At 72.1% G+C, this 26,225-nt stretch carries 23 protein-coding genes; 9 read left to right on the top strand and 14 right to left on the bottom strand.

Annotation, left to right across the window (positions count from 1 at the left end):
• Positions 1 to 117: 117 nt before the first annotated feature.
• A complete protein-coding gene (locus tag AB0J39_RS02405; RefSeq protein ID WP_363460970.1) occupies positions 118 to 813 on the top strand; it encodes a DUF4328 domain-containing protein in 696 nt (231 codons plus the stop codon).
• Between the two features lie 4 nt (positions 814 to 817).
• Here AB0J39_RS02405 and AB0J39_RS02400 read toward each other — a convergent pair whose 3' ends face one another.
• From AB0J39_RS02400 to AB0J39_RS02385, 4 genes are read right to left on the bottom strand one after another with little or no spacing between them, the layout of a single operon-like run.
• Entirely contained in the window at positions 818 to 1,423 is a 606-nt protein-coding gene (locus AB0J39_RS02400) for a response regulator transcription factor (RefSeq protein WP_363460968.1), read from the bottom strand.
• The gene (locus AB0J39_RS02395; RefSeq protein ID WP_363460966.1) at positions 1,420 to 2,547 is read right to left on the bottom strand and encodes a histidine kinase; all 1,128 of its coding nucleotides are present in this window, start codon (positions 2,545 to 2,547) and stop codon (positions 1,420 to 1,422) included. Before AB0J39_RS02395 ends, AB0J39_RS02400 begins: the two co-directional genes overlap by 4 nt.
• A 10-nt stretch (positions 2,548 to 2,557) precedes the next feature.
• Positions 2,558 to 3,271, bottom strand: a complete 714-nt coding sequence (locus AB0J39_RS02390) for an ABC transporter permease (RefSeq protein ID WP_363460964.1) — start codon at positions 3,269 to 3,271, stop codon at positions 2,558 to 2,560.
• Entirely contained in the window at positions 3,268 to 4,179 is a 912-nt protein-coding gene (locus tag AB0J39_RS02385; RefSeq protein ID WP_363460962.1) for an ABC transporter ATP-binding protein, read from the bottom strand. The genes AB0J39_RS02390 and AB0J39_RS02385 overlap by 4 nt, the downstream gene beginning before the upstream one ends.
• A 294-nt stretch (positions 4,180 to 4,473) precedes the next feature.
• On the opposite strand from AB0J39_RS02385, the gene AB0J39_RS02380 reads away from it, so the two are divergent.
• The 4 genes from AB0J39_RS02380 (at position 4,474) to AB0J39_RS02365 (ending at position 8,312) form a co-directional block, all read left to right on the top strand.
• Positions 4,474 to 5,808, top strand: coding sequence for an endo-1,4-beta-xylanase (locus AB0J39_RS02380; protein ID WP_363460960.1), 1,335 nt, complete (start codon positions 4,474 to 4,476; stop codon positions 5,806 to 5,808).
• A 96-nt stretch (positions 5,809 to 5,904) separates the two neighbouring features.
• Positions 5,905 to 6,903 carry an ATP-binding cassette domain-containing protein gene (locus tag AB0J39_RS02375; protein WP_363460958.1) on the top strand — a complete coding sequence of 333 codons (999 nt, stop codon included), beginning with the start codon at positions 5,905 to 5,907 and terminating at the stop codon, positions 6,901 to 6,903.
• On the top strand, positions 6,900 to 7,745 hold the full coding sequence (locus AB0J39_RS02370; RefSeq protein WP_363460956.1) for an ABC transporter permease: 846 nt from the start codon (positions 6,900 to 6,902) through the stop codon (positions 7,743 to 7,745). Before AB0J39_RS02375 ends, AB0J39_RS02370 begins: the two co-directional genes overlap by 4 nt.
• A gap of 117 nt (positions 7,746 to 7,862) precedes the next feature.
• The gene (locus AB0J39_RS02365; RefSeq protein WP_363460954.1) at positions 7,863 to 8,312 is read left to right on the top strand and encodes a hypothetical protein; all 450 of its coding nucleotides are present in this window, start codon (positions 7,863 to 7,865) and stop codon (positions 8,310 to 8,312) included.
• 10 nt (positions 8,313 to 8,322) lie between these two features.
• Here the strand turns inward: AB0J39_RS02365 and AB0J39_RS02360 are convergent, their stop codons facing one another.
• The 3 genes from AB0J39_RS02360 to AB0J39_RS02350 all read right to left on the bottom strand — a co-directional run bounded on the left by AB0J39_RS02360 (position 8,323) and on the right by AB0J39_RS02350 (position 13,036).
• Positions 8,323 to 11,517 carry an AAA family ATPase gene (locus AB0J39_RS02360; RefSeq protein ID WP_363460952.1) on the bottom strand — a complete coding sequence of 1,065 codons (3,195 nt, stop codon included), beginning with the start codon at positions 11,515 to 11,517 and terminating at the stop codon, positions 8,323 to 8,325.
• A gap of 61 nt (positions 11,518 to 11,578) precedes the next feature.
• Positions 11,579 to 12,370, bottom strand: coding sequence for an alpha/beta hydrolase (locus tag AB0J39_RS02355; RefSeq protein WP_363460950.1), 792 nt, complete (start codon positions 12,368 to 12,370; stop codon positions 11,579 to 11,581).
• A gap of 21 nt (positions 12,371 to 12,391) precedes the next feature.
• Positions 12,392 to 13,036: a dihydrofolate reductase family protein gene (locus tag AB0J39_RS02350; protein WP_363460948.1), complete on the bottom strand. Its 645-nt coding sequence runs from the start codon at positions 13,034 to 13,036 to the stop codon at positions 12,392 to 12,394.
• A gap of 98 nt (positions 13,037 to 13,134) precedes the next feature.
• On the opposite strand from AB0J39_RS02350, the gene AB0J39_RS02345 reads away from it, so the two are divergent.
• Positions 13,135 to 13,632: a helix-turn-helix domain-containing protein gene (locus tag AB0J39_RS02345; RefSeq protein WP_363460946.1), complete on the top strand. Its 498-nt coding sequence runs from the start codon at positions 13,135 to 13,137 to the stop codon at positions 13,630 to 13,632.
• Between the two features lie 18 nt (positions 13,633 to 13,650).
• Entirely contained in the window at positions 13,651 to 14,328 is a 678-nt protein-coding gene (locus AB0J39_RS02340; protein ID WP_363460944.1) for a cyclase family protein, read from the top strand.
• Between the two features lie 9 nt (positions 14,329 to 14,337).
• On the opposite strand, the gene AB0J39_RS02335 is transcribed toward AB0J39_RS02340, so the two are convergent.
• Both AB0J39_RS02335 and AB0J39_RS02330 read right to left on the bottom strand, forming a co-directional pair.
• A complete protein-coding gene (locus tag AB0J39_RS02335; protein ID WP_363460942.1) occupies positions 14,338 to 15,417 on the bottom strand; it encodes a winged helix DNA-binding domain-containing protein in 1,080 nt (359 codons plus the stop codon).
• Entirely contained in the window at positions 15,414 to 16,403 is a 990-nt protein-coding gene (locus AB0J39_RS02330) for an NADP-dependent oxidoreductase (protein ID WP_363460940.1), read from the bottom strand. Before AB0J39_RS02330 ends, AB0J39_RS02335 begins: the two co-directional genes overlap by 4 nt.
• Before the next feature lie 89 nt (positions 16,404 to 16,492).
• On the opposite strand from AB0J39_RS02330, the gene AB0J39_RS02325 reads away from it, so the two are divergent.
• Positions 16,493 to 17,458, top strand: coding sequence for a YafY family protein (locus AB0J39_RS02325; RefSeq protein ID WP_363460938.1), 966 nt, complete (start codon positions 16,493 to 16,495; stop codon positions 17,456 to 17,458).
• On the opposite strand, the gene AB0J39_RS02320 is transcribed toward AB0J39_RS02325, so the two are convergent.
• The 4 genes from AB0J39_RS02320 to AB0J39_RS02305 form a co-directional block, all read right to left on the bottom strand.
• Positions 17,450 to 18,892, bottom strand: coding sequence for an ATP-binding protein (locus AB0J39_RS02320; RefSeq protein ID WP_363460936.1), 1,443 nt, complete (start codon positions 18,890 to 18,892; stop codon positions 17,450 to 17,452). The two genes, AB0J39_RS02325 and AB0J39_RS02320, sit on opposite strands and share 9 nt — an antisense overlap.
• Before the next feature lie 68 nt (positions 18,893 to 18,960).
• Positions 18,961 to 20,874, bottom strand: a complete 1,914-nt coding sequence (locus AB0J39_RS02315; RefSeq protein WP_363460934.1) for an acetoacetate--CoA ligase — start codon at positions 20,872 to 20,874, stop codon at positions 18,961 to 18,963.
• Positions 20,875 to 20,936: 62 nt separating this feature from the next.
• Positions 20,937 to 21,824 (bottom strand): serine hydrolase, encoded by an 888-nt coding sequence (locus AB0J39_RS02310; protein ID WP_363460932.1) that lies wholly within the window; start codon positions 21,822 to 21,824, stop codon positions 20,937 to 20,939.
• The gene (locus AB0J39_RS02305; protein WP_363460930.1) at positions 21,821 to 22,768 is read right to left on the bottom strand and encodes a LysR substrate-binding domain-containing protein; all 948 of its coding nucleotides are present in this window, start codon (positions 22,766 to 22,768) and stop codon (positions 21,821 to 21,823) included. Before AB0J39_RS02305 ends, AB0J39_RS02310 begins: the two co-directional genes overlap by 4 nt.
• A 107-nt stretch (positions 22,769 to 22,875) precedes the next feature.
• Here AB0J39_RS02305 and AB0J39_RS02300 point away from each other — a divergent pair, with 107 nt between their 5' ends.
• The gene (locus AB0J39_RS02300; RefSeq protein WP_363460928.1) at positions 22,876 to 24,429 is read left to right on the top strand and encodes a penicillin-binding transpeptidase domain-containing protein; all 1,554 of its coding nucleotides are present in this window, start codon (positions 22,876 to 22,878) and stop codon (positions 24,427 to 24,429) included.
• Between the two features lie 13 nt (positions 24,430 to 24,442).
• Here AB0J39_RS02300 and AB0J39_RS02295 read toward each other — a convergent pair whose 3' ends face one another.
• A complete protein-coding gene (locus tag AB0J39_RS02295; RefSeq protein WP_363460926.1) occupies positions 24,443 to 25,972 on the bottom strand; it encodes an SMP-30/gluconolactonase/LRE family protein in 1,530 nt (509 codons plus the stop codon).
• Positions 25,973 to 26,225: the final 253 nt, after the last annotated feature.

Below are 26,225 nucleotides of genomic sequence, written 5' to 3'. Positions count from 1 at the left end.
ATTCCGAATTAGCCGATTCCGACGTGATCACAGAATCATCCCGGGTGAGAAACACGCGCAATCGAGTTCCGCGCCCTATCGGATGATGACCTGTCGGCCTATTGTGAGGAGTCTTTTGTGTACCCCACACCACCACCCGCCCCCCTGCAGCCCGTCCGGGGTCTGGGGACGGCGGCCGTCGCGCTGCTCGCCGCCGACTCCGTGGTGTGCCTGATCGCCTCCGCCATCGACGCGCAGCGGGCCGTGCTCGTCGACAGCTTCCTGGCCGACACGAACTCCGTCCCGATCAGCGATCTCGAGACCAATGACGTGCTCTACGCCGTGTCCGGGCTGGTGGAGACCGTCGTCTACGTCGCCACCGCCGTCATGTTCCTGGTCTGGCTGTTCCGGGCCAGGGCGAACGCCGAGACGCTCAGCCCGTGGCCGCACCGGCGCGCGACACCCTGGCTGATCTTCGGGTGGGTCGTGCCGATCGTCAACCTCTGGTTCCCGAAGCAAATCGTCGACGACATTTGGACGTCTTCCAAGCCCGGCGCGACGCAGGAGAGCGGCAATTTCGCGACCGCACGCCGTTCCGGCCTTGTCTGGGCCTGGTGGCTGGCGTGGGTGCTCACGACCATCGTGACCCGGCTGGTGAGCCGCAGGTACGCCGATGCCGAGGAGTTGCCGGAAATCCGGGACGCCGCGGTTTTCGACATCGTCGGCAACGTCCTGACCGTCGGCACGGCCGCCCTGGCCGTCGCGGTCGTCCTGACGATCACCCGTTTCCAGGAGGACCGCCGCCGGGCCGCCTCCTGGTCGTACCCACTGTGAGCTGCTAGAGCCAGCCCTGCTCGTCGGCGATCAGGGCGGCCTCCGCGCGGGTGCTCGCCCCCGTTTTTCCGATGGCCGCCGACAGATGGTTGCGCACGGTCCCGGCGGACAGGTGCAGGCTCCGGGCGATCTCCGCCACCGTGCCGCCCTGCCGGGCCGCGCGCAGGACGTCGCGCTCCCGCGCGGTCAGCGGGCTCGCCCCGCTGGCGAGCGACTCGGCGGCCAGGGCGGGATCGACCACGCGCAGTCCCGCGTGGACCCGCCGCACCGTGTCGACCAGGTGCTCGGGCGGCGCGTCCTTCACGACGAAGCCCGAGGCGCCGTTCTCCATCGCACGGGCGAAATAGCCGGGCCGCCCGAAGGTCGTGCAGATCACCACCCGGCAGGACGGCAGCGCGGCGCGCAGGTCGGCGGTGACCTCCAGGCCGTCCTTGCCCGGCATCTGCACGTCCACCAGCGCGACGTCCGGCCGGCTGCGCCGCGCCGCCTCGACGACCTCCTCGCCCGTGCCGACCTGGGCCACCACCTCGATGTCGGGCTCCAGCGCGAGCATCGCCGCCAGCGCACCGCGTACGAGCGCCTGGTCGTCCGCGAGCAGGACCCTGATCACAGGCGGCTCGCCCGGAGCCGGAAGCCACCCGAGGGAAGCGGGCCCGCCTCGATCCGCCCGCCGACCGCGCGCAGCCGCTCGGCCAGTCCCGAAAGGCCGTTGCCCGGTGGCGCCGCCTGTCGCCCGGGGCCGTCGTCGCGCACCTCCATCCAGGAGTCCCCGAGCAGCACCTCGCATCGGGTCGCGCCGCTGTGCCGGATCACGTTGGTGACCCCCTCTCTCAGGACGTACGCGAAGGGCTCGGCGAGCTCGGCCGGGACGTGGCCGGCGGACGGCGGCAGGACGGCGGTGATCCCGGCGGCCCGCAGTGCGGCGCGGGCCCCCGCGAGCTCGGCGGCGAGCGAAGGCCGTCGGCGGCCGGACACGGTCAGGCGCACCTCGCCGTGCGCCTGCCGCGACAGCCGCTCGACGTCGCGCAACTCGGCCAGCGCGCGTTCCGGGTCGCCGCCGCTCTCCAGCACCCGGCGGGCCAGGCCGCTCTTGACGGTGATCGTGGTGAGGCTGTGCCCGAGCACGTCGTGGAGGTCTCTGGCCAGCCGGTCGCGCTCGGCCGCCGCCGCCAGCGCCTCGATCTCCTCGCGGGCCTGGCCGAGCTGGACGACGAGCCGGATCAGCAGCGTCACGGACACCGGGATCACGACGGCCGGGACGAGCCCGCCCACGAGACCCCAGTGGATCGGGCCGGGCGCCGCCCACTGCACGAGCGCCTGGGCCACCCCGAGACCCAGCCCGAGGAGCACGGCCCACAGCGCCGGGAACAGCCAGGCCGCCACCGCGAGCGCGAAGCTGAAGACGCCGGCGTGACCCAGGTAGGCCGGGCCGTTCTGCGTCAGTGCGGCCGCGCCCGCCAGCGCGAGAAGGGCTCCGACCAGCAGGATCCGCCGCCAGGGCGGCAGGCGGGGTCCGGTGATCATGGCGATGAGCCAGCCCGCCGCGTACAGCGGCATGACGGCTCCGGCCACCGCGTCCGGCCGGCCGCCGTCCGCGCTCAGCATCTCCGAGAGCGGCCACAGGAGGAAGGCCGACAGCACCACCACGGCGCGTACGCGGGCCGTGCGCGAGCCCGCCCGGGCCGGGTTCCACACCGGCCAGGCGGAAGGCCCCCAGACGCCCTGATCGCCCACGTCGGTCACCCTAGGCCCGCGCGGTGTCGAGGCGATACCTGACGGCCACAACCGTGCCCAGCACCAGCGCGTACAGGGTCAGGATCAGGGCGGCCCGCCATCCGTCGCCGCCGAGGGCGGCGGCGTGCCCGACCTGCGCGAGCCAGTAGCTCGGCAAGGCCTTGGCCACCGACGCGAGCAGCGGCGGGAACGTGCTCACCGGGATGAACAGCCCGCCGACGAAGCTGAGCAGCAGCACGACCGCCCCCTGGTACGCCTGCAGGTTCTGGGCGGTGGCGAACTGGCCGACCAGCAGGCCGAGCAGAGCGAAGGGCACCGCACCCGCCCACACACCGAGCACGGCGAGCGCCCACCCGCCGGCCGGCAGGCGCACCCCGCTGACGAGCGCCGCCACCAGCGACACCCCGGCCACCGGCGGCAGCGCCACGACCATCGCCACCGACGCCTTGGCCAGCAGATAGCCGAGGCCGCTGAGCGGGGTCAGCCGCAACTGGCGCTGCCAGCCGATGCCGCGCTCCACCGCCGTGCGGGCGCCGACGTCGAGCGCCGTCTTCACCGCCCCGAACGCCGCGATGCTGCCCATGACGTACGGCGCGGGCAGGCCCATGTCGGCGAAGCGGTCGGCCATCAGCAGATACAGCCCCACCGGCAGGGCGACCGCGAACAGCAGGAACTTGGCGTCGCGCAGCGTGCGCCTGATCTCGAACGCGAGATACCCGGTCATCTGACGACCTCCACGGCTTCGGTGAGGCGGAGGAACGCGTCCTCCAGGCCCAGCGCGCCCACCTCGACGTCGCGCGTGGCCGGATAGCGGGCCAGCAGTTCCCGCAGGGCCAGGTCGGAGTCGGCGCAGTGCAGTTCGGCCCTGTCCTCGCGGACGTGCGCCGCCGTCACGCCGGGGAGCGCGCCCAGGTCCTCGGCGCGGGCGCCGGGCACGGTCGCGGTCACCGTACGGCCGGACACCTCGGCCATGACCGCGGACACCGGGCCGTCGGCCACGACGCGGCCCGCGTGCATCAGCACGACCCGGTCCGCGTACGCCTCGGCCTCCTCCAGGTAGTGCGTGGAGAACAGCACGGTGCGGCCGGTCTCGGTGAAGGCGTGCATCGACTGCCAGAACTCGCGCCGGGCCGTGACATCGAGGGCCGCCGTCGGCTCGTCGAGCACCAGCAGGTCCGGATCGGGCACCAGCGCCATGGCGAACCGGACGCGCTGTTTCTGGCCGCCGGACAGCCGCGCGGCCCTCCGGGCGGCGAGGCCGGACACCCCGGCCCGGCGCAGCGCCTCCTCCACCGGCACGGGGGTGCTGTGGAGGGACGCGATGAGCGCCACGGTCTCCCCCACGGTCACGTCGTCGAGCAGCGCGCCCTCCTGCGGCAGCACGCCCACCAGGCCTTCCCGCACCGCCTCGCGGGGAGTCACGCCGAACACGGCGATCTCCCCGGCGTCCGGGCGGGCGAGCCCGACGACCATGTCGATCGTGGTGGACTTGCCCGCGCCGTTGGGGCCGAGCAGGGCCACCACCTCGCCCCGGCCGACGACCAGGTCGATCCCGTCGACCGCGCGGGTCTCGCCGTACGTCTTGCGCAGCCCCGCCACGGACAGGGCGGGGGCGCCCTCGTGAATGTCCATGCGGCAAGCCTCCGCCGCCGTCCCGCCGCGGGCCTGCGCCGTCTGTCACGACCCGGCCACGACAGATGTCACGGTGCTCTGAAAGTTTCCCGACCCGGACCCGTCCCCGTCGCGCTACCCGTGGTCTCGCCTTCGGCGGAGCAGCCGCGTACGAGCGTGTCTTGTCGAGCCGCAAAGTTTCGGTGAAATATCGAAACATTCATGGTCAGGATCCTCAGGAGGAAGGACGGACGCCTTGGAACGCCTCAAGGTCACGGCACAACCCGCGGGTCGGCCCTCCCCCGGAGGAGGCCGATGATCGGCCGTCTCCTCGCCGGGAGCCGAGTCGTCCGCCGTACGCTCGTGCTCGGCGCCGTCGCGGCGCTGTCGACGGGCCTCGCGGTGGCCGAGATCCCCCGGGCGGACGCCGCCGCCGGCACGCTGGGCGCGGCGGCGGCCCAAACCGGGCGCTACTTCGGCACCGCGATCAACACGAGCAAGCTCGGCGACCCGATGTACACCGAGATCGCCGGCCGCGAGTTCACCATGGTGACGCCCGAGAACGAGATGAAGCTCGACGCCACCGAACCCCGGCAGGGCGTGTTCACCTTCGGCCCGGGTGACCGCGTCTTCGACTGGGCGGTGCAGAACGGCAAACAGGTGCGCGGCCACACCCTGCTCTGGCACGCGGGGCAGCCGCAGTGGTTGCAGAACCTGTCCGGCAGCGCGCTGCGCCAGGCGATGATCGACCACATCAACGGGGTGATGGCCCACTACAAGGGCAAGATCTACGCCTGGGACGTGGTCAACGAGGCCTTCGCCGACGGCACCGGAGTCCGGCGCAACTCGAACTTCCAGCGCACCGGCGACGACTGGATCGAGCACGCCTTCCGCGCCGCGCGGGCCGCCGACCCGGCCGCCAAGCTCTGCTACAACGACTACAACATCGAGAACTGGACCTCGGCCAAGACGCAGGCCGTCTACACCATGGTCAAGGACTTCAGGTCCCGCGGCGTGCCCATCGACTGCGTCGGCATCCAGGCGCACTTCAACAGCGGCAACCCCTACCCCGCCGACTTCCGCGCCACGCTGCGGAACTTCGCCGCCCTCGGCGTCGACGTCCAGATCACCGAGCTGGACATCCAGGGCGCCCCGCCCGCGACGTACGCCGGCGTGTTCACCGACTGCCTGAGCGTCCCCCGATGCACCGGCGTCACCGTGTGGGGCGTCCGGGACCCCGACTCCTGGCGCAGCAACGACACCCCGCTGCTGTTCGACGGCGACGGCGGCAAGAAGCCGGCGTACACGGCGGTGCTGAACGCCCTCAACGCCGCCGTTCCCGGCACCTCGCCCAGCCCCAGCCCGTCGCCGTCCTCCGGGGGAAGCTGCACCGCGACCCTCTCGGCGGGCGCGAAGTGGCCAGATCGGTACGACCTCGGCGTCACCGTCACGGGTTCGGACGACTGGATCGTGACCATGACCGTGCCCCGCCCCGCGAGGGTCGTCGCGACCTGGAACGTCAGCGCCAGGTGGAACCCCGTCACGAACGTCATGACCGCCCGGCCGGACGGCCACGGTGACAGCTGGGGCGTGACGATCAAGCATCACGGCAACCGGACCTGGCCCACGGTCTCCTGCCGTCCCGCCTGACGGACCGCTCCCGCAGGGCCCGCTAGATCCGATCTAGCGGGCCCTGCCCGTCGATCTGGCGCCTGTCGGGTGAACAGACAGAAGGAGACACAGATCATGCGGGACCGGACGACGGACCTGGCGATAGAGACATCGGGCCTGGTCAAGATATTCGGCGAGAACCGTGCGGTGGACGGGCTCGATCTCATCGTGCCCGCGGGCACGGTCTACGGCGTGCTCGGCCCCAACGGAGCGGGGAAGACCACCGCGGTCAAGATGCTGGCGACCCTGCTGCGCCCGGACGGCGGCGAGGCCAGGGTGTTCGGCCACGACGTGCTGCGCGAGCCCGACGCCGTACGCACCCGGGTGAGCCTGACGGGCCAGTACGCCTCGGTGGACGAGGAGATGACCGGGATGGAGAACCTGGTCCTGCTCGGCAGGCTGCTGGGCCACAAGAAGCCCGCCGCCAAGGACAGGGCCATGGCGCTGCTGGAGGCCTTCGGGCTGACCGAGGCCGCCGGGCGGCAGGTCAAGACCTACTCGGGCGGCATGCGCAGGAGGCTGGACATCGCGGCCAGCATCCTCAACACCCCCGACCTGCTGTTCCTGGACGAGCCCACGACCGGGCTCGACCCGCGCAGCCGCAACCAGGTCTGGGACATCGTGCGGATCGTGGTCGCCCACGGCACGACCGTGCTGCTCACCACGCAGTATCTGGACGAGGCCGACCGGCTGGCCGGCCGGATCGCGGTCATCGACCACGGCAAGGTCATCGCCGAGGGCACCCCGGGCGAGCTCAAGTCGTCGGTCGGCTCGGGGTCGGTGCACGTGCGGCTGCGGGACGCCGCGCAGCGGCCGGAGGCGGAGCGCGTGCTGGCCAGGGAGCTGAACGCGCCCGTTCACCTCGAAGCCGATCCCGTGGCCCTGACCACCCGCATCCCGGGCGAGGACGCGGACGCCGGAGCGGAGCGGGCCTCGCGCGCCCTCGCGGCGCTGGCCGCGTCCGGCATCGTCGTCGACGACTTCTCCCTCGGCCAGCCCAGCCTCGACGAGGTCTTCCTCGCACTCACCAACCACCCGGCGACCGACCAGAACGCGCAGGAGGAGGCGGCATGAGCACCACGACCACCGAGAGCGGCACGTCCTTCGTCCCCGCGGCCGAGACGCTGGGCGCGGTCCTGGCCCCAGGCGCGCGTCCGCCTCGTCCCAGCGCGCTGTCGGCCTCGCTGACGTTCGGCTGGCGGGCGATGCTGAAGATCAAGCACGTGCCCGAGCAGCTCTTCGACGTCACCGCGTTCCCGATCATGATGACGTTGATGTTCACCTACCTGTTCGGCGGCGCGCTGGCGGGATCGCCGACGGAATACCTGCAGTTCCTGCTGCCGGGCATCATGGTGACGAGCGTCGTGATGATCACGATGTACACCGGGGTCGAGGTCAACAAGGACATCGAGAAGGGCGTCTTCGACCGCTTCCGTACGCTGCCGATCTGGCGGCCGTCCACCATGGTCGGCTACCTGCTCGGCGACGCGCTCCGCTACACGATGGCGGCGACGGTCATCCTCGTGGTCGGCCTGGTGCTGGGCTTCCGCCCGCAGGGCGGCGTCACCGGCGTGGTGGCCGCGATCGCGCTGCTGGTGGCCTTCTCGTTCGCGTTCTCGTGGATCTGGACGATGTTCGGGCTGCTGCTGCGCAGCGAGAAGTCGGTGATGGGCATCAGCATGCTGGTGCTGTTCCCGCTCACCTTCCTCAGCAACGTCTACGTGGACCCGCAGACCATGCCGGGCTGGCTGCAGGCGTTCGTCGGCGTCAACCCCATCTCCCACCTGGTCAGCGCGACGCGTTCGCTGATGGCGGGCAGCCCGGACACCGGGGAGATCACCTGGGTGCTGGCCTGCGGCGCGGCCTCGATCGTGGTCTTCGGCGCGCTGACCATGCGCCTCTACAACCGCAAGTAGTGAGCCGGTCCTGCCCGCGGGCCGCACCAGTAGACGCCAAGGCCGGCACAAGCAGCCGCCAAGCACTGATCGGCACGCTCCTTCCAGACATCCGAACGATCCCCCTTGGAGGGAAACATGTCTGGAATCAGCGTGCGGCTCGGGCTGGCGACCGTCGTGTCGGCCATGGCGATGCTGGGCGTCTCCGCGGCCGCGACCCCCGCGCACGCGGTGGACGAACAGTGGCACACCCTGGTCCTGCACGACGACGCGGGGTACGAGGGCGGGGTCAGGGTCATGTACACGGTCGTGTCGAACGACGCCTACGACCGGGTGTACATGCCGACCTCCAGCCCCGACCTCGGCTCCTTCAGCGACAAGACGAGCTCCCTGACCAACAACGACTGGATGGCCTGGGTCGTGTACGACGACAAGCAGTATCGCGATCGCCACTACTGCATCCGTCCCGGCGAAACGGTGCCCAACCTCAGCTCGTCGCAGTGGAAGTTCAATGACAAGATCTCGTCGGCCAGGCGGCTGGACACCGCCGGTTGCGCCGGATACCCGGCGTTCTACAGCGTCGGCTGAGCGATGCGCGTCACAGGCGCCAGGTGATGTCGTGCTCGGGCCGATAGCGACAGGTGGCGCCGGTGGAGACGGCCGCACGCAGATGGGCGGCCAGCGCGGGGTGCAGCCGATCGAGCTTGCGCAGCACGTCACGAATCCGGGCGGTGACGGCCTTACGGGCGCGCTCGGCCTCGTCACCGAGGCGGCGGTCGCGCCCGCCGAGCCCCGAGGCGGAGCGCAGCTCGGCCAGCAGGGCCGCCCGCTCCCGGTCGAACTCGGCCGCCCTGTCGTCGTCTCCCCGCTCGGCCGCCCGGTCGATCTCCTCGTCCAGCAGGGCGAGTCTGCGCCGGTAGCGCGCCTTGGCCTCCTCGTCGAGGACCGCGTCGCCGCCCATCGCCCGGGCGGCGACGACGAGCTCCCCGCCCTCGGGGTCGAGCAGCCGTACGGCGGGCAGGTCGGCCCCGGGATGGTTCAGCAGGCAGTGCAGGTCGCGCAGCCCCTTGGCGTCGGGCAGGTGGACGGTGTGGCCGCCGAAGCCCAGCGTCCAGACCGCGCCGTCCCGCCGGAACTCGGCCGCCTTCGGCAGCGCCGTGGGGCCACGCACGGCGGCGCGTTCCCGCAGGCGAGCCAGCCGGACGCGCTCCACGACGTGCCGCATGCCGAGCTGTGCCGCTTCGCCCTCCACGTCGTCCAGCAGTTTCCCGGCCTCCTCCGCGTCGCCCGGGCCGCCCCGCCGCAGCAGCGCCTCACCGAGATGTGCCCGCGCCTCGACGGACCACGGGCGGGCGAGGAGCAGGTCGGCGGAGTGCCAGGCGGCGGTGAAACCGTCGACCGCGTCGTCCCAGCGCTCCTGCGCCGCGTCGACGAGTGCGCGCAGGAGGATCACCGGCCCGCCGATGTCCCAGCCGTACATCGAGACCGCCCAGCCGCCGACGTACGGCTCGATCGCGGTCCTGGCTCTCTCGCACAGCTCGGGGTCGCGCGACCAGGCGGCGACCATGGCCTGGAACCGCAGCCACAGGGGCTGTATCGAACGCCGCGGCTCGCCCCCGGCCATGGTGTCGCGCAGGTGGCGCAGCGCGGCGCCGCCGTCTCCCCTGTGCAGCGCGGTCATGGCCTCCAGCAGGCCGGGACAGGGGTGCGGGCTCCGGCGCAGCGCGCGGTGGATCTCGTCGAGGTCGTCGTGGCGGCCCTGGAGCATGCGCACCGCCCAGCGGTGGTGATCCAGCATGTACGCGAAGTGCCCGTGCCCGTGCTCGTGCCCGGCGATCTCGTCGAGCAGGCTCTCCGCCTCGTCGAAGTCGCCCATGAGGGCGGCGATGATGCTGCGGTCGCTGACCGTGGCGATGTCGATGCGGGGCAGTTCGGTGCGGCCGCCGAGCGCGACGAACTCGCGGAACTGCGCGAGATAGGCGGGGTCGCCCTGTTCGAGCAGCGCCACCCAGCGCAGCGCGGCGGCGATGCTCTCCATCTCCGCGTCGCCCGTGCGGTGGGCCAGGGTCAGCAGCTCCCCGGTGAGCGCCGCCCTCTCCGGTGCGGTGCCCGGCCCCCAGATGGTGTCGTGGTAGGCCCACAGACTGAAGGCCAGCGCCTCGTCGTCGTCGCCTCTCCGGGCGAGCACCGCGACGTGGATGGCCAGGTCCCGCGCGAGGCGGTCGAGGGAGAGCCCGCCGTCGGGGGGCCGCCCGTCGCGGACCAGTTCGTCGTGCGCCTCCCGCAGCAGGTCGGCGCCCAGCGGGCCGATCTCGCCGCCGCAGGCCGCGTAGACGGACAGCGCCACCCGGGCGATCAGCTCGGAATCGGCGCTCTCCCGTGCGACGGCCGCCGCCTCCTCGAAGGCACGCCGGCCGCCGTCGTGGTCGTTCCAGCTGTAGAGCTCACGGCCGAACTCGATCGCGATCACGACGTGGCGGCGCGGGTCGCCGGCGACGGCGGCACGTTCGAGCGATCTGCGGTAGTGCCCGAGCGCCTCCTCGGTGGCCAGGCGAGCGGCGGCGTCACGGGCCGCGGACAGCAGCCGGTCCACCGCGAGAGGCGGCTCGACGTGGTCACCGGCGAGGTAGACGTGCCGGGCCATGTCGGCGGGGAGCACATGCTCGGCGAGGCCGGCGGATCGGTCGACGGCGTGGACTACCGCGGCGTGCCGGCGGGAGGCCGCCTTCTCGTCGAGGGACTCGTAGAGCGTCTGACGGACCAGGTCGTGCGCGAACGCGAAGACCTCCCCGCCCCCCGCCTCCTTCGCCACGACGAGCCGGGCGGCCACCGCCTGGTCGAGCAGCCGTTCGACGTGGAGCACGGGAGCCGCGGCGACGGCGGCCAGCACCTGGCGATGGAACTCGCGGCCGAGCACCGCGGCGGTGACGAGAAGGTCCACGACCGGCGCGGGCAGCAGGGACAGCCGCCGCAGCAGCGTGTCGCGGACACCGGGGGCGATCGTGGTGACGGAACCGCCGCTGCGCCACAGGCGCGCCGTCTGCTCCACGAAGAACGGATTGCCGCCGGTGCGCCGGTGCACCTCGGCCACGAGGTCGGCGGAGGGGTCGCGGCCGGCCGCGCGGGTCATCAGCGCGCCGACCTCGTCGCGTTCGAGGCCGGTCAGGGTCACCGTGGTCGCCCGCGCCGCCAGCGGCAGCACGAGGGGCCGCAGCGGGTGGTCGGCCGCCTCCACCTCCACGTCCCGGTAGGTCCCCACCAGCAGCACCCGCTCGAACCAGGTGTGCTGCGCCGCGAACTCCAGCAGCCTGAGCGACGCGGTGTCCGCCCAGTGCAGGTCTTCCAGCACGACCACCAGGGGACGGCTCTGCGACACCGCGACCAGCGCGCTCGTCACCGCGTCGTACAGCCGGAAGCCCTCGGCCGCGTCGCCGCCGGGCGCCTCGCCGAGCAGCGCGGCGAGGCCGGCGCCGCCGGCCTCCTCGGCCGCCGCCCACTCCTGCGGCGCGGCGCACCGCCGCATCCCCCGCAGGACCTGGACCCAGGGCCAGTAGCCCGGGGCGTTGTCGGAGTCCCAGCACGATCCGCCGAGGACCAGCGCGCCCAGGCGCCTGGCCTCCTCCGCCGCGCTGGTGACGAGCGTGGTCTTGCCGATCCCGGCCTCACCGGCGACCAGCATCAGGCCGCCGTGGCTGCCGACCGCCCGGGTGATCTCGGCACGCAGCATCGCGGCAGGATGCTCCCTGCCGATCAGCCCGGTGGCGGGCTCAGTGGTCGCGCCGTCGATTCGCATGCCGTCTCGAAGGTATCCGCCCGCTCCGACAATTTCCGCCGTCCGGCTGGGGCAAGATACCTCAGCCGAAGAACTTCGTCAGGATCTGCGCCAGCGCGGCCGGCCGCTGCAGCACCCCGTGGTCCTCTCCGGGCATCACCGTCAGCTCGGCGCCGGGCACGGTCGCCGCGACGGCCTTCGTCCCCTCCGCGAGGTTCGGCGCGGTCTGGTCGCCGTAGACCGCCAGCACCGGCACGCCGACCCCGGCGAGCCGCTCGTACGGCATGACCTGCCACGGGGTGCTGACCAGCAGGTCGTACGGCAGGCTGGGCGCCTTATCGGCCAGGAACGCCCACTCCGGCCCGGCCTTCATGCCCGCGACCATCCCGGCCGGGACGCCGACCGCCTCGACGAGGAACAACTCGGCCGCGCCGTCGCGGTCCCCGGCGGCCACCCGGGCCTTGAGCCGGTCGTACAGGTCGGCCGGCGGCCTCGGCTGGTCCTCGCCGGCGCAGTACGGCGGCTCGTAGACGGCCACCCGGTCGACCGGCAGCCCGCGCATGGCCCCCTCCAGCACGAGGATCGCCCCGGAGGAGTGGCCGAACACCGAGGCCCGGCCGCCGGCGTGCTCGATGACGGCCGCCAGGTCGTCGACCTCGTTGGCGACCGAGTAGTCCTCGCTCCTGTCGTCGCTGCCCACCCGGCCGCGCCGGTCGTAGGTCACGACGGTGAACGCCGAGGCGAGTTCGGCGCCGAGCCCGGCCACGGTCGAACGGTCGTTGAAGGCACCGCCGACGAGGACGACCGGCGCGCCCTGACCGATCGTGTCGACGGCGAGGGTCGTGCCGTCCTTCGAGGTGATGTTCTCGGTCATGTCCGTCAGCCTTTCAGGGAGCTACCGTCGTGTGAAGGTCATGTGGGTGATGCCGCTGGGGGTGGTGACCGACTCGATCCGGAAACGCTTCTCGAGTCCTTCGAGACCGTCCCACAGCCGCTCGCCGCGGCCCAGGATGATCGGGACGACGGCGATGTGCATGTGGTCGACCAGGTCCGCGGCCAGGAACTGGCGGACGGTGCTCGGTCCGCCGCCGATCCGCACGTCCAGGCCGCCGGCGGCCTCGCGCGCCTGCCGCAACGCCTCCTCCGGGGTGGCGTCGACGAAGTGGAACGTGGTGCCGCCCTCCATCTCCACCGAGGGCCGGGGGTGATGGGTCAGGACGAAGACCGGCGTGTGGAACGGCGGGTTCGGTCCCCACCATCCGGTCCACTCGTGGTCCTCCCACGGGCCGCGCTGGGGCCCGAACTTGTTGCGGCCCATGATCTCCGCGCCGATGCCCGCGTCCCACGTACGGGTGACGGCGTCGTCGACCCCGGTGCCGCCGCCGGTCTTCCCCTGCATGGCGCGGAAGGTCCGGGTCTCGAAGAACCACTCGTGGAGCCGCTCGCCGGCGTGGCCGAACGGCTCATCGAGCGTCTGGCCCTCGCCGGTGGCGAAGCCGTCGAGGGAGACGGCGAAGTTGTGCACTCTGACGCGAGACATGGCTGATCTCCTGGTTCCGATCAGTGGTTGCGGATTGCAATCACTGAGGATGAGCGTAAGCTAGGTAGTAGCAAAACGCAATCACTTTGGGAGTGGCCGTGCGAGAAGGACCGCGATCGGGCTGTGCGATCAACGCGGCGGTGGAGGCGCTCGGAGACCAGTGGAGCCTCATCGTGCTGCGGGATGTGATCTTCGGCGGGCGCCGGCACTTCCGTGACCTGCTCACCAACTCCGAGGAGGGGATCGCGTCGAACATCCTCAGCAGCCGCCTCAAGGCCCTCGTCGCCAATGGCCTGCTGACCCACGAGGACGCGGGGCGGGGACGGCGGGGCACCTACAGCCTCACCGAGGCCGGCATCCAGACGGTTCCCGTCATGGTCGCGCTCGGCTCGTGGGGGCTGCGGCACCGGCCGACGACCCCCGCCCTGGCCATCCGGGCGCGGCTGCTGGAGGAAGGCGGCCCGTCCCTTTGGGACGACCTGATGGACGAGCTGCGCGAGGAGCACCTGGGCGTCCCCCGTCCCGATACCGATCGCCCGCGCGCGTCCCGGCTGCTGCGGGAGGCGTACGAACGCGTCCTGGCGACGTCGTCCTGATCACATAAGGTGATCGACGTGACATCTCACCCGCGCAGCCGCGTCGTCGACCTCAGTCATGTGGTCCGGCACGGCATGCACACCTATCCGGGCGTGCCCGGGCCGGAGATCGGCGACTATCTGACGCGCGAGGACTCCCGCGGCCGTTACGCCCCGGGCACCGAGTTCCACATCGGCCGCATCACGATGGTGGCGAACACCGGCACATACCTCGACACGCCGTTCCACCGCCTCGCGGACGGCGACGACCTGGCCCAGGTGGACCTGGCCCGGCTGGTCGACCTCCCCGGTCTGCTGATCGACGCCTCCGGCTCCTCCCGGCGCGGCATCGGCGCCGACGCGTTCGAGGGCCACGACGTCACGGGGCGCGCGGTCCTGCTGCGTACGGGCTGGGACAGGCACTGGGGCGGCCCGTCCTACGGCGACCCGGACCACCCCTTCCTGGCGGCGGACGCGGCCGCGCTGCTGGCCGAGCGGCAACCGGCCGTCGTCGGCATCGACAGCGTCAACATCGACGACATGGCCGACGGCCTGCGCCCGGCCCACACCGCCCTGCTCAGCGCGGGTGTTCCGATCATCGAGCACCTGCGCGGGCTCGACCGGCTGCCGCACACCGGGTTCCGTGTCCACGCGGCGCCCGTCGCCGTTGCCGGCATGGGCACCTTCCCCGTCCGGGCGTACGCCCTCGTCCCCTGACCGGTTCCTTCACCCGTACGCGACGTCGCCGGCCCCGAGGAACGGCAGCAGACGTTCGGCCTCCTCCGTCACCGCGCTCGTCCCGGCCGCCCCCAGCGGCCGGAACGGGACGATGCGCAGGGTGCCGTCCTTGACCGACCAGCTGCCGTGGACGAACCCGTCCACGAGGAAGGTCGGCAGCACCCTCGCCGCGCCCGGCATCACCCGTCTCCGATCGGCGTCGCCGATCACGCGGGTCCGGTCGGCGTGGCCGAGCAGCAGGTTGTCGAAGGCGGGCAGGAACCGTACGGGAACGGGCGTTTCGGGGTCGGGCGGCTCCGGTGCGCTCTCCAGATCGAACAGCTCCCTGCCCTCGGCGTCGCGGTAGCGGCGCAACTCGCCGCGCATGGCGTCGACCACCTCGCGCAACCGCGTCAGCCCCGACCACGCCTGCATGTCCATGACACCCGCCGGGCCGTACGCCGCCAGATAGCGGCGTACGAGGTCCCGCACCGGAGCCGGTTCCATGGGCGCGCCGAGCCAGTCCTCGGCCCGGGTGACGGAGATGGCGTTCCGGGTGCCCCAGCGGCCCCACATCGCGGTCGCGGGGGTGTGGACCAGGGGGGTCCTCAGCTCCACCTCCCCGGCCAGGATCCTCCCCTCCCGGCCGGGATGGCGCAGCGTCAGCAGCCGGGCCAGCTCACGCCGGGGCAGGGTCCGGCCCGCCAGGATCTCCGCTCCGGCCGCCGTGAGCGCGGCGGTGTCGAGCCTCCCGCTCGCCTTCCTGAAATACGACGTGCTCGCCGTACGGTCGAGAACCGGTTGCAGCACCGGCCGGAACCGGCGGAAGTCGTCGGCCACGGCCAGATGCTGGGTGCTGCGCAGCAACGCCGAGCGCACCACCATCCGGCTCTCCAGCAGGACGCCCAGCCGGGCCTGGGTGAAGCCGTCGATCCGGCTCCACAGTCCGACGTAGGGCCAGTTGGGCTCCTGGGCCTGCATCGCGACCAGATGCCCGATGACCTCCAGCACGGTGCGGCCGGTGCGCTCCGTCAGGAACTGCCGCCGCAGCAGCGCCCGGTTGAGCGCGCGCCGCGAGAGCACGCTCACGCCAGCCGCACCGCGACGTTGCCCCGGTAGGAGCCCTTGAGCATGGACAGGAACGCTCCGGGCACCTCCTCGATGCCGCCCTCGACGACCGTCCGCGGGAAGACGAACCGGCCCTCCGCCAGCCATCGGGTGAAGTGCTCGCGCCAGGCCGCCACCTGTTCCGGAGTGTGGTGGCAGGAGAACGGCAGCAGCTCGACGCCCCTGGCCTCGGCCGCCGCGGGGTCCGGCTCCGGGAAGCGGTCGGCACCGCCGCCGAGCTGGTGGGACAGGGAGCCGCACAGCGCGAAGCGGGCGCCGTGCCGCGCCACCTGAACCGCCGCGTCGTACTGCTCCCCGCCCACGACGTCGAAGAAGACCGTGGTGCCCTCGGGCGCGAGCTCGCGCAGCCGGTCGGCCACCGGGCCGTCGTGGTAGTCGAAGGCGGCGTCGTAGCCGAGCTCGTCGACCAGGTAGGCGGCCTTGGCCGGGCTGCCCGCGCTGCCGATCACCCTTGCCGCGCCCCTGCACGTGGCGATCTGCCCGGCCAGCGAGCCGACCCCGCCGGCCGCGCCCGAGACGAACACCACGTCGCCCTCCCCGACGGCGGCGACGTCGGCCATCCCGTAGTAGGCCGTCACGCCCTGACCGAGGTGATAGGAGGGGTCGGGGAACTGCGCACGGTCGAGCTTGACGTACTGCCCGGCCAGGCCCGCGGAGTATTCGCTCCAGCCGGTCATCGACTGCACCAGGTCGCCCACGGCGAGATCCGGGCTGCCGGACTCGATCACGGTGCCCGCGACGGCGGCGCCCACTCGATCACCGGGCCGCCAGGCGGGCACCGGGATCCGGCAGTCGGCCCGCATCAGCTCCAGGTATGTCGCGGCCAGGCCCACGTAGTCGGTCCTGACGACGACCTCGCCGTCCACCTCGGTCTCGGCGAGCGTGAAGTTGCCGGGGCCGGGCTCGCCGGTGACGGGCGCGGTCAAGCGGATCTCACGACTGATCATTACTGGTTCCTTCCGGGGTGGGGCTTCGAGATCCACGCTAGGGAGGCTTCCGGCCACTTCCTGACCGGAAGTGCCGACAGACTGGAACCATGGCGAACACGAGCTCGCGCACCCTCCGGTTGCTGTCCCTCCTGCAGACCCACCGCCGCTGGGCGGGCGGGGAGCTGGCCGACCGGCTCGGCGTCTCCGAACGGACGCTGCGCCGTGACGTCGACCGGCTGCGGGAGCTGGGATATCCGGTGCACACCTCACGCGGGACGGACGGCGGATATCAGCTCGCGCCCGGCGCCGTACTGCCGCCGCTGCTGCTCGACGAGGATGAGGCGATCGCGCTCGCCGTCGGCATGGGCGAGGCGGCGCGGAGCGCGATCACCGGCATGGAGGCGTCCGCGATCCGCGCCCTCACCAAGGTCGTCCAGGTCATGCCGCCCCGGCTGCGCCGCCGCGTGGACGTGTTGCGCGAGGCGATGGTCTCCGCGAACTCGGCGGAGCCAATCGTCACCGTGGACGTGCTGACCACCGTCGCCCAGGCCTGCCGTGACGAGGAGCGGCTGCGCTTCTCCTACGCCGCGCGGGGGCGCGAGCCCTCCTGGCGCGAGGTCGAGCCGTACCGGCTGGTGACCCTCGGCCGCCGCTGGTATCTGGTCGCCTACGACCTGACCAGGCAGGACTGGCGCAGCTTCCGGCTCGACCGCCTGACGCGGGCGCGGCCCACGGGGGCCCGCTTCCGCCCGCGCGACCTGCCCGCCCCGGACGCGGCGGCGTTCGTCAGAGCGGCCGGCGGCGTGCCCGAGCCGCACACGGTCAAGGCGCTCGTGCACGCGCCCGCCGCCCGGGTGCGTACGACGGCCGGGCAGTGGGGCAGGGTCGAAGAGGTCGACGAAGGCAGCTGTCTGCTCACCATGACCTCGTCCTCCCTGGACTGGCCGGTCCAGGCGCTGGGCAACGTGGGCGCGGAGTTCGAGGTGCTCGGTCCGCCGGAGTTCGTCGCGTACGTCCGCGAATGGGGCGAGCGCTTCGTCCGGGCCACATCCGCCGGACCAGCCTCACCCTGAGCCGTACAGCATGGGCAGGTCGACCAGCAGGACCCGGGAGTCGCGAGCTGCGGCGTCAATAAGTGCGGGGTCGAATCCGGCGCCGCTGTAGAGGGCGAGCACCGTGTCGCGGGTGTCGAGCCCGCGCGTGTGCAGTCGGTCCCTGGCCTGTTCCAGGCGCTTCAGGTGACCCATGTTCATGATCTCCGACCACTTCGCCTCGCCCACGGACAGAAGCCGGCGTGTGTGGTTGTCCTGAGGCGCCAGGGCGATCACGTCGACCTCGATGTTCTGCCCCTTGCCACCGCCCGGTGCGACCCCCGCGGCGACCTCGACGGCGAACTCGCCGTTCCAGTCGTGGGCGAGTGCGAACTCCCGGCACACATGCTCGAAGTGCGGGCCCACCACCTGAGACGTGAACCTCGGGCTGGCCGCCTGCCACACCCGGTCGGCCCATCCCCTTTCCAGCAGGCTCCAGGCCGGCCGCATGATCGCCTCGTAGAACGTCACCAGCGGCTCCGCGACCCGGTACAGCGAGCGCTTCCGGATCGGGTCCATCTCCTTGCGGATGAGCTGACAGTCCTCCAATACGGCGAGCGGGTGGGCGATGTCGGTCGCCTTGCGCTCCATGTGCCCGGCGATGCCGCCCCGCGTGTTGTTCCCGGCGGCGATCGCACCGAGAACGGCGTGGTAGAGCGCCTCGTCCCGAATCTCCATCTCGTTCGTCAACAGGTATCGGGCCTCGCGGAAGAGCGGCGTGTCGAGGCTGAGCACCCGCCGGACGACCCAGTCGCCGAAATCGTCTCCGGGCACCTCGCCACCCACGAACCGGGTGCGGTAGGCCGGCGTGCCGCCCACGATCGCGTTCACCTGCAGGGCGACGCGCGGATCCTCGATGCCCCAGAATCGCCGGGCGAGACGATGGTCGAACGGCTGCACCACGAGATCGAGTGACGCCCGCCCGCGTAGCGGTGCCTGTCCGGCGAGGAGTTTCCCCATGACCGACATGGCGGATCCGGCGAGGACCAACCGGACCCTGCTGCCGGTGCGGCGGTGCGCCGCCCGCGCGTCGATCTCCCGCTGCAGGATCGAGGGAATCGAGGGATCGGCCTTCATGAGGTACGGGAACTCGTCGAGGACGATCAATCGGTCCGGGCAGTGGTCGAGCAGGTAGGTGATCGCCTCGTCCCAGTGCGCGAACGCGAGCGTCCCCGGCACGCCCAGGTAGTTGGCCACGGCCGTGCCGAACTGACGCAGGGCGTCCGTGGACGTGGACTCGACGGCCACGAAGTAGAAGCCGCCGCACACGTCGGCGAGGGCCTGCAGGAGGAACGTCTTGCCCTGCCGGCGGCGCCCGCTCACCACGGCCAGCAGCATTTCGTCCGCCGGGTCCGCCGCGAATCCCGCCAGCGCGGCCCACTCGCGATCCCGCGCGAAGATGTGAGCAGGCTTCACGAGACCTCCGTATAAGTACACTTCTTAGAAGTCGACTTCTTAGAAGTGTACTTATATACGTTGCCGACCTACTGCTGCCGCGCGAAGTGGGAGAGGACTTCGGGGTTGGCCATGGCGTCGGGGTTGGCGGCCTTCTCGACCGGGGTGCCGAGCAGGATCTTCCGTACGGGGACCTCCAGCTTCTTGCCCGACAGCGTCCTCGGGATGCCGGGGACGACGTGGATCTCGTCGGGCACGTGCCGGGGCGACAGCTCGGTGCGCAGGGCCGTGCGCAGGCGGGACACCAGGTCGTCGGACAGGGACGCGCCGTCGGCGAGGGTGACGAACAGCAGCAGCCTGCCCTCCTGGCCGAGCTGCCCGGTGTCGATGACGAGGCTGTCGGCGATCTCCTCGAAGCGCTCCACGACGCGGTAGAACTCGCTGGTGCCCATGCGCACGCCGCCGCGGTTCAGGGTCGAGTCGGAGCGGCCGTAGATGACGCAGCCGCCGTCGGGGAGAATCTTGATCCAGTCGCCGTGCCGCCAAACGCCCGGGTAGTCGGCGAAGTACGACTCCCGGTAGCGGTCGCCCGCGGGGTCGTTCCAGAACATGACCGGCATGGACGGCATCGGCCGGGTGATGACGAGCTCCCCCACCTCGCCCACGATCGGGGCGCCCGAGGGGTCGAAGGACTCGACGGACGCGCCGAGGCAGCGGCACGGGATGACGCCGGCCCGGATCGGCAGCAGCGGCACCGCGCCGACGAACCCGGTGCACACGTCGGTGCCGCCGGAGAACGAGCCGAGCTGCACGTCGGGCTTCACGTCGGAGTAGACCCAGGCGAACCCCTCGGGCGGCAGCGGCGAGCCGGTCGAGCCAATCCCGCGCAGCCGCTCCAGCCCTTCCGGCTTCACCCCGGCCTTCATCGACGCCGTGATGTACGGCGCGCCGGTGCCGAAGTAGGTCACGCCCTCCTCGGCGGCCAGCCGCCACAGCGCGCCGGTGTCGGGGTGGGCCGCGCTGCCGTCGTACAGCAGGACGGTGGACCCCACCAGCAGGCCGCCGATGAGGTAGTTCCACATCATCCAGCCGGTGGTGGTGTACCAGAAGAACACATCGCCCTCGCCGAGGTCCTGGTGGAAGGACAGCGACTTGAGGTGCTCCAGCACGATCCCGCCGTGACCGTGGACGATGGGCTTGGGCAGGCCGGTGGTGCCCGACGAGTACAGCACCCACAGCGGATGCCCGAAGGGCACCCGCTCGAACTCCAGCGGCGCGGTCTCCGCGCGCAGGTCGTCCCAGCTCAAGCCGTCATCGACCGCATCGGCGCCGAGGGTGGGAATCCAGACGGTCGCCTCCAGCGTCGGCAGTTTCCCGGCGATCTCGCGCACCACCGCCGACCGGTCGTACGCCTTGCCGCCGTAGCGGTAGCCGTCCACCGCGACCAGCACTTTCGGCTCGATCTGGGCGAACCGGTCGGTCACACTGGGCGCGCCGAAGTCGGGCGAGCAGGAGGACCAGATCGCTCCGAGTGAGGCGGTGGCCAGGAAGGCGATGAGGGCCTCGGGAATGTTCGGGACATAGGCGGCGACCCGGTCGCCGCGCCCGACACCGAGCCGTACGAGTCCCGCCCGGACCCGGGCGACCTCCTCGCGGAGTTCGCCGAGCGAGTACTGCCAGCGGCTGCCCGATTCGTTGCGGAAAATCACCGCCGTCCGGCCGGGGTGGCCGCGCAGGGCGTTCTCGGCGTAATTCAGGGCCGATCCCGCGAACCATTCGGCGTCCGGCATCGTTCCCTGGATGACGGGCCCGTCACCACGTGTACCGACCACACCGAAGTAGTCCCATATCGATGTCCAGAAGTCGGCCGGCGACTCGACCGACCACTTCCACACGTCCTCGTAGTCCCCCGTACGGCCCAGTCGTTCCAGGTAGCGGGTGATACGAGCCGCACGTACGACGTCGGGCGTCGGTTCCCAGAGCAGAGCGCCTTCCTCGACCATGCCCCCATCTTGGCCACGCTTGAGCCGCATGTCACCCTTCCCGCCCACATAGAAAGGGTCTGTCATATGTGGGTCCTGAGCTGGTCGATCGCCGTCCGGGCGGCGGTCCCGATCGCGGCGTCGGCGCGCGGCTGGTTCTGCGCCGTGCTGAGCGACCGGGTGAACACGGCCACCGCGTAGCGCCCGCCGTCGGGATACTCCACCACCCCGACCTCGTTGCGGAGCGTCGGCAGCGTGCCCGTCTTGCCGCTGACCGCGACGTCGTCGAACGGGAAACCGGAGGCCAGCCGGTGCGGCCACACCTGCAGCGCCATGAGGCGGCGGATCGCCGCGCAGGAGGTCTCGCCCGCCGCCTCGTCCCGCCAGATCATGGCCAGCAGCCGGGTCATCTCGCGCGGCGTGCTCCGGTTGCTTCGCGCCGGGTCGAGCGCGCGCAGCCGCGCCACCACCTCGGGGTCGGCGCACGCCTGGGTCACGGCGGACTCGTCGGCCACGCCCGCGTCCACCCACAGGCTGGTGAGCATGTCGCGGCAGTCGTGCACCACCCGGGTCGCCGTCAGGCCGAGGCCGTCGAGCAGCGTGTTGACCGCCTCCCGGCCCACCCGGGCGAGCAGCACGTCGGCCGCCGCGTTGTCGCTCACCGCCATCATCAGGTACGCCAGGTCGCGCAGCGACAGTGTGGCGTCGTCCAGCATCGCCGCCAGCCCGGTGCCCCCGCCCGTACGGTCCGCGGCCGTCACCCGGACGCGCTCGGCGAGGTCGAGCAGCCCCCTCTCGGCCTGGCGGTGCAGTTCGAGCAGCAGGGGCACCTTGAATACCGACGCGAGCACCACCGGCTCGTCGTCCCGCAGGCCCACCTCGCGCCCGCTGTCGATGTCGACCGCGTGCAGCCATCCGGTGACCCCCGCGTTGCGGAAGACGCGCTCCACGGGGTTCGTCGCGGGGTTCATGCGAGGAATCCGGTCGCCGGGCGCGGCGCCACCCGCGGTGGAGGCGGAGCGCCTTCGTCCACCATCCCGGCGCTGCCCTTCAGCACCTGTACGGCCACGGCGGTGAAGTCTCGCACGTACGGGCCCGGCTCGGCCCGCCAGGCCGGGGAGCAGCGCCAGGCCAGGGGCGTGCCCGCGAGGGGCCGCCACACCACGCCCGGCATGTCCGCGGGGACGCCGAACGCGACGGCCGTGCCGGACAGGACCAGGCCGAGGGCGAACTCCGCGCGGTCGGTGCGGATGATGTCGGCCGGGACGAAGCCGCCGCGGCGGCAGGTGGCCAGTGTGTCGTCGTACAGGCCGGGCTCGGCGTCCCGGGGGAACAGCACCAGATCCCGCCCGGCCAGGTCGCCGAGGTGCACGGTCGCCCAGGCGGTCAGCTCGTCGCCCTCGGCCAGGAGCACGCCCGGATGCCGGACGAGCACCGGCCCGTAGGCGAGGCCGTTCGCGGCGACCGGATGCCGCAGCAGGCCGACGTCGAGTCTGCCCTCCAGCAACGCGGCGACCTGCGCGGCCGTGCCCATCTCGGTCAGCGACAGCCGTACGTCGGGGCGGCGGTCGCGAAACCCCGCGATGAGCGCGGCGAGCACGGCGGCGCCGAGGTCGGCGGGAACGCCCGCCCGCACGACGGCGGTATCGCCGCGCGCCAGGTCGGACATGAGATCGCGCATTCGCTCCACTCGGGCGACGATCTCACGGGCCTCCGGCACCAGCAGCCGGCCCGCCTCGGTCAGCGCGACCCGCCGGCTCGACCGCTCGAACAGGCGCACGCCCAGTTCCTCCTCCAGACGCCTGATGCGCTGGCTCAGCGGCGGCTGTGCCATCCCCAGCCGCGCGGCCGCGTTCCCGAAATGCAGCTCTTCCGTAACGACGAGGAAGTAGCTGAGATGCCGGACAAGGTCCACGAGCTGGGAGCATATCCGAACCGCACATGAAGCACGTTGATATCCATATTGGACATACTCCCGGCGCATCTGCTGCTCTTGGCGGGCACTCGATCGAAGGGGGACGCATGCGAGAGCGGAGGCGCTGGCCGTACATAACGGCGGCGGTGCTCGTGCCGGTGGTGGCCGCGGGGGCCACCGTGTGGCTGCTGCGCACGAAGGGCTCACCGGAGGAGACCGCGCGGGACTTCCTCGCGGCGTGGTCGCGCTCGGACTACGCGGCGATGCGCGCGCTCACCGCCGATCCGCCGGCCGGCTTCGAAAGCACCTACCGGCGGTTCCACGACGACCTGAAGCTCACCGGGCAGCGCTTCCAGGTGACGGCCGTCCAGGAGGAGACCGTACGGTTCCGTGCCCGGCTGACCGGCCCGCTGCCTGTCTCCTACGACGGGAGGCTGCGGCTGGTCGAGCGCGACCGTTCCTGGAAGGTGGCCTGGACCCCGGCGGCGGTCCACCCCCGGTTGACCGGCGGCCTGCGGGCGAAGCTCACCACGGTGCCCGCCGAGCGCGCCCCCGTCACGGCCGCCGACGGCACCCGCATCGACACACCCGGCACGCCCGGCTCCGTGCAGCAGATCGTGGAGGGGCTGCGCGAGCAGTACGGCTCCCGACTGAACGGCACCGCGTCCGCCCGGGCCGACCTGGTGGACGCCCGGACGGGTTCGAAGGTGGTGACGCTCGCCGAGGGCGGCGCGAAGCCCGGCAAGCCGCTGCCGACCACGCTCGACCTGCGGGTCCACCGCGCGGGGGCGCAGGCCCTGGAGGGTGTGGACAAGCCCGCGTCGCTCGTCGCGCTGCGCCCGTCCACGGGCGAGGTCCTCGCGGCGGTCAACAAGCCGGGCGGCTACAACCGCGCCCTGCTCGGCGCGTACCCGCCCGGATCCACCTTCAAGATCGTGACCGCGTCGGCCCTGGTCGCCGGAGGCGTCACACCCGGCCAGACCGTCGAGTGCCCGGCCGAGAAGACGATCGGCGGCTTCCCGTTCCACAACGCCGAGTTCCACGACTACGGCACGCTGCGCTTCGTCGACGCCTTCGCCCACTCGTGCAACACGACGTTCGGCGACATGGCGGTGCGACGCCTCGGCGCGGATCGCCTGGCCAAGGTGGCCGCCGACTTCGGGTTCGGCGCCCGCATCAAGATCGGGGTGCCCGCCGTGGACGCGGCCTTCCCCGCGCCGCACGACGACACCGATCTCGCGTCCGCCGCCATCGGCCAGGGCCGCGTCCTGTCCAGCCCGCTGAACATGGCCGCGGTCGCCGGCGCCGTCGCCGCGGGCACCTGGCGGCCGCCCCGGCTGGTCCCGGCCTCGCTCGTCCCCGAGGGCGGCACGCCCGCACGCGCGCTGGAGCCCGCGGTGGTGTCCGCGCTGCGCCGCCTCATGCCCGCCGTCGTCAGTGAGGGCACCGCGAGTGGCGTCTCCTTCCCCGCCGGCACGGCCGGCAAGACCGGGACGGCGGAGTACGGCTCGGCCGAGGACGGCGGGAACCCGCCCACGCACTCGTGGTTCATCGGCTACAAGGGCGACCTGGCCTTCGCCGTCGTGGTCGAGGGCGGCGGCACCGGAGCGCAGGTCGCCGCCCCGGCCGCCGCCCGCTTCCTCAACGCCCTGGGAAGTTGAGGCCCTGTGACGGTCAGTACGGCCAGCCGGGGACGTTCAGCCGGACCCGGTAGAGGCCGAAATTGCCGGTGTTCCCGCCGCGGGAGGGCGTGCCCGAGGTGATGTACAGCGTCTGACCGTCAGGGCCGCCGAAGGCGACGTTGGTGGTGTTCTGCCCGGCGGAGATGGTGCCGAGCTGCACGCCGGACGGCGCGTACACGTGGACCTTGCCGTCGTTGAAGGAGGCCTGGTACAGGTTGCCGGCGCAGTCGATGGTCACGCCGTCCGAACCGTTGAGGGACGCGAAGTCGGAGCGGGTGCCGACGCTGCCGTCGGAGTTGACCGGCCACTTGTAGATCCGGCCCGTGCCGTTGCCGCCGACGTAGAGCGTCTTGCCGTCAGGGGAGAGCGCGACGCCGTTCGGCTCCCGGATGGTGTCGTCGATCAGCGAGACGACGTTGTTCTTGACCCGGAACACGCCGGTGCGGCCGGACATCTGGTCGGCCCGGTTGGCGCGCTGGAAGTCGGGGTCGGTGAAGTAGACGGTGCCGTCGGCGCCGACGGTGAGGTCGTTGGGCGAGTTGAAGGCGCGGCCCTGGTAGGAGTTGGCGACCACACCGCGCGTCCGGTCGGGCAGGTGGAAGGAGGAGACACTGCGCTGGTCGTGTGTCGCGGCCAGCAGGGTGCCGCCGTCCCGGGTGAGGGCCAGGCCGTTGCTGCCGGCGTTGGGAATGAAGGTCTCGAAGGTGTTCGGCTCGGTGAACCGCAGCACGTCCGAGGGCTGGACGCCTTCCGACCCGGTGCCGTCGCGCATGAGCGACAGCAGCAGGGTCTGGGAGGCGGAGTCCCAGACCGGGCCCTCCAGGAAGTTGAACCCGTCCCGGATCTTGGTGGCGGTCACCGACGACGACGGCAGCGGGTTGGGGTAGGCCGCGCCCGGCGTGCACGGTCCGACGCCGGGGCGCGGCGTGCCCGGCGTGGGGGTGACGCTCGGGCTCGGTGAGGCGCTCGGGCTCGGGCTTGGGCTCGGCGACGCGCTCGGGCTCGGGCTTGGGCTCGGCGACGCGCTCGGGCTCGGAGTGGGACTGGGGCTGGGGCTGGGACTGGGACTGGGGCTGGGGCTGAGGGGCACGGGTCCGCTGCACATGGCGCCGTTGAGCCAGAAGGTGGTGGGCACGGGGTTGGCGCCGGTGAGGCTCGCGGTGAAGCCCATGCCACTGGCCGTGGCATTGGTGGCGAGGGAGCCGTTGTAGGGCATGCTGGTGGCGGTCACGTGCGCGCCCGACTGCGTCCAGGTGGCGTTCCAGCCGGACGCGATCCTCTGCCCGGAGTCGGGGAAGTCGAACTCCAGCTTCCAGCCGCCGATCGGGTCGCCGAGGTTGGTGATGGCCACGTCACCCTGGAAGCCGCCGCCCCACTGGCTGACGATCTTGTAGGTCACCTTGCAACCGGCGGCGGCCGCGGCCGGCATCGTCACCATGGCGACTCCACCGGCGGCTACCAGCACGGTGGCCAGTCCTGTGGCCAGTCCTGTGGCCGCGACGGTGGCGAGACTTCGTCTCATCAGGAAGTCCTTTCGGGACACGACGACGGGCGGCTGCCGCCCGCGTCAGGGTGCCGGCCGAGGGCGGGAAGGCCACCGGCACGCCACGCCGCGCACCGCCGGCCGCACGTTCCGAAATTAGGTGACCACGTGGTCGGTCGCGATCGGTCGCCCGGTGCGGAGTTCACCGGATGAGACGCGGTGGGATCGCCGTCGTCGCGGTGACCGGTCGTGCGCCGCGCCGACGGCCGCCACAACCTGGGTGAACGCGACC

Source organism: Microbispora sp. NPDC049633 (assembly GCF_040675265.1).
Classification (GTDB): Bacteria; Actinomycetota; Actinomycetes; order Streptosporangiales; family Streptosporangiaceae; genus Microbispora; species Microbispora maris.
This window is presented reverse-complemented; position numbering and strand designations above follow the sequence as displayed.

Bases quoted from the DNA above. Each gene is read 5' to 3' on its own strand.
- AB0J39_RS02390 (WP_363460964.1), bottom strand. From the start codon at position 3,271: ATGACCGGGTATCTCGCGTTCGAGATCAGGCGCACGCTGCGCGACGCC.
- AB0J39_RS02385 (WP_363460962.1), bottom strand. From the start codon at position 4,179: ATGGACATTCACGAGGGCGCCCCCGCCCTGTCCGTGGCGGGGCTGCGC.
- AB0J39_RS02380 (WP_363460960.1), top strand. From the start codon at position 4,474: ATGATCGGCCGTCTCCTCGCCGGGAGCCGAGTCGTCCGCCGTACGCTC.
- AB0J39_RS02375 (WP_363460958.1), top strand. From the start codon at position 5,905: ATGCGGGACCGGACGACGGACCTGGCGATAGAGACATCGGGCCTGGTC.
- AB0J39_RS02370 (WP_363460956.1), top strand. From the start codon at position 6,900: ATGAGCACCACGACCACCGAGAGCGGCACGTCCTTCGTCCCCGCGGCC.
- AB0J39_RS02365 (WP_363460954.1), top strand. From the start codon at position 7,863: ATGTCTGGAATCAGCGTGCGGCTCGGGCTGGCGACCGTCGTGTCGGCC.
- AB0J39_RS02360 (WP_363460952.1), bottom strand. From the start codon at position 11,517: ATGCGAATCGACGGCGCGACCACTGAGCCCGCCACCGGGCTGATCGGC.
- AB0J39_RS02355 (WP_363460950.1), bottom strand. From the start codon at position 12,370: ATGACCGAGAACATCACCTCGAAGGACGGCACGACCCTCGCCGTCGAC.
- AB0J39_RS02350 (WP_363460948.1), bottom strand. From the start codon at position 13,036: ATGTCTCGCGTCAGAGTGCACAACTTCGCCGTCTCCCTCGACGGCTTC.
- AB0J39_RS02330 (WP_363460940.1), bottom strand. From the start codon at position 16,403: ATGATCAGTCGTGAGATCCGCTTGACCGCGCCCGTCACCGGCGAGCCC.
- AB0J39_RS02325 (WP_363460938.1), top strand. From the start codon at position 16,493: ATGGCGAACACGAGCTCGCGCACCCTCCGGTTGCTGTCCCTCCTGCAG.
- AB0J39_RS02315 (WP_363460934.1), bottom strand. From the start codon at position 20,874: ATGGTCGAGGAAGGCGCTCTGCTCTGGGAACCGACGCCCGACGTCGTA.
- AB0J39_RS02310 (WP_363460932.1), bottom strand. From the start codon at position 21,824: ATGAACCCCGCGACGAACCCCGTGGAGCGCGTCTTCCGCAACGCGGGG.
- AB0J39_RS02300 (WP_363460928.1), top strand. From the start codon at position 22,876: ATGCGAGAGCGGAGGCGCTGGCCGTACATAACGGCGGCGGTGCTCGTG.
- AB0J39_RS02295 (WP_363460926.1), bottom strand. From the start codon at position 25,972: ATGAGACGAAGTCTCGCCACCGTCGCGGCCACAGGACTGGCCACAGGA.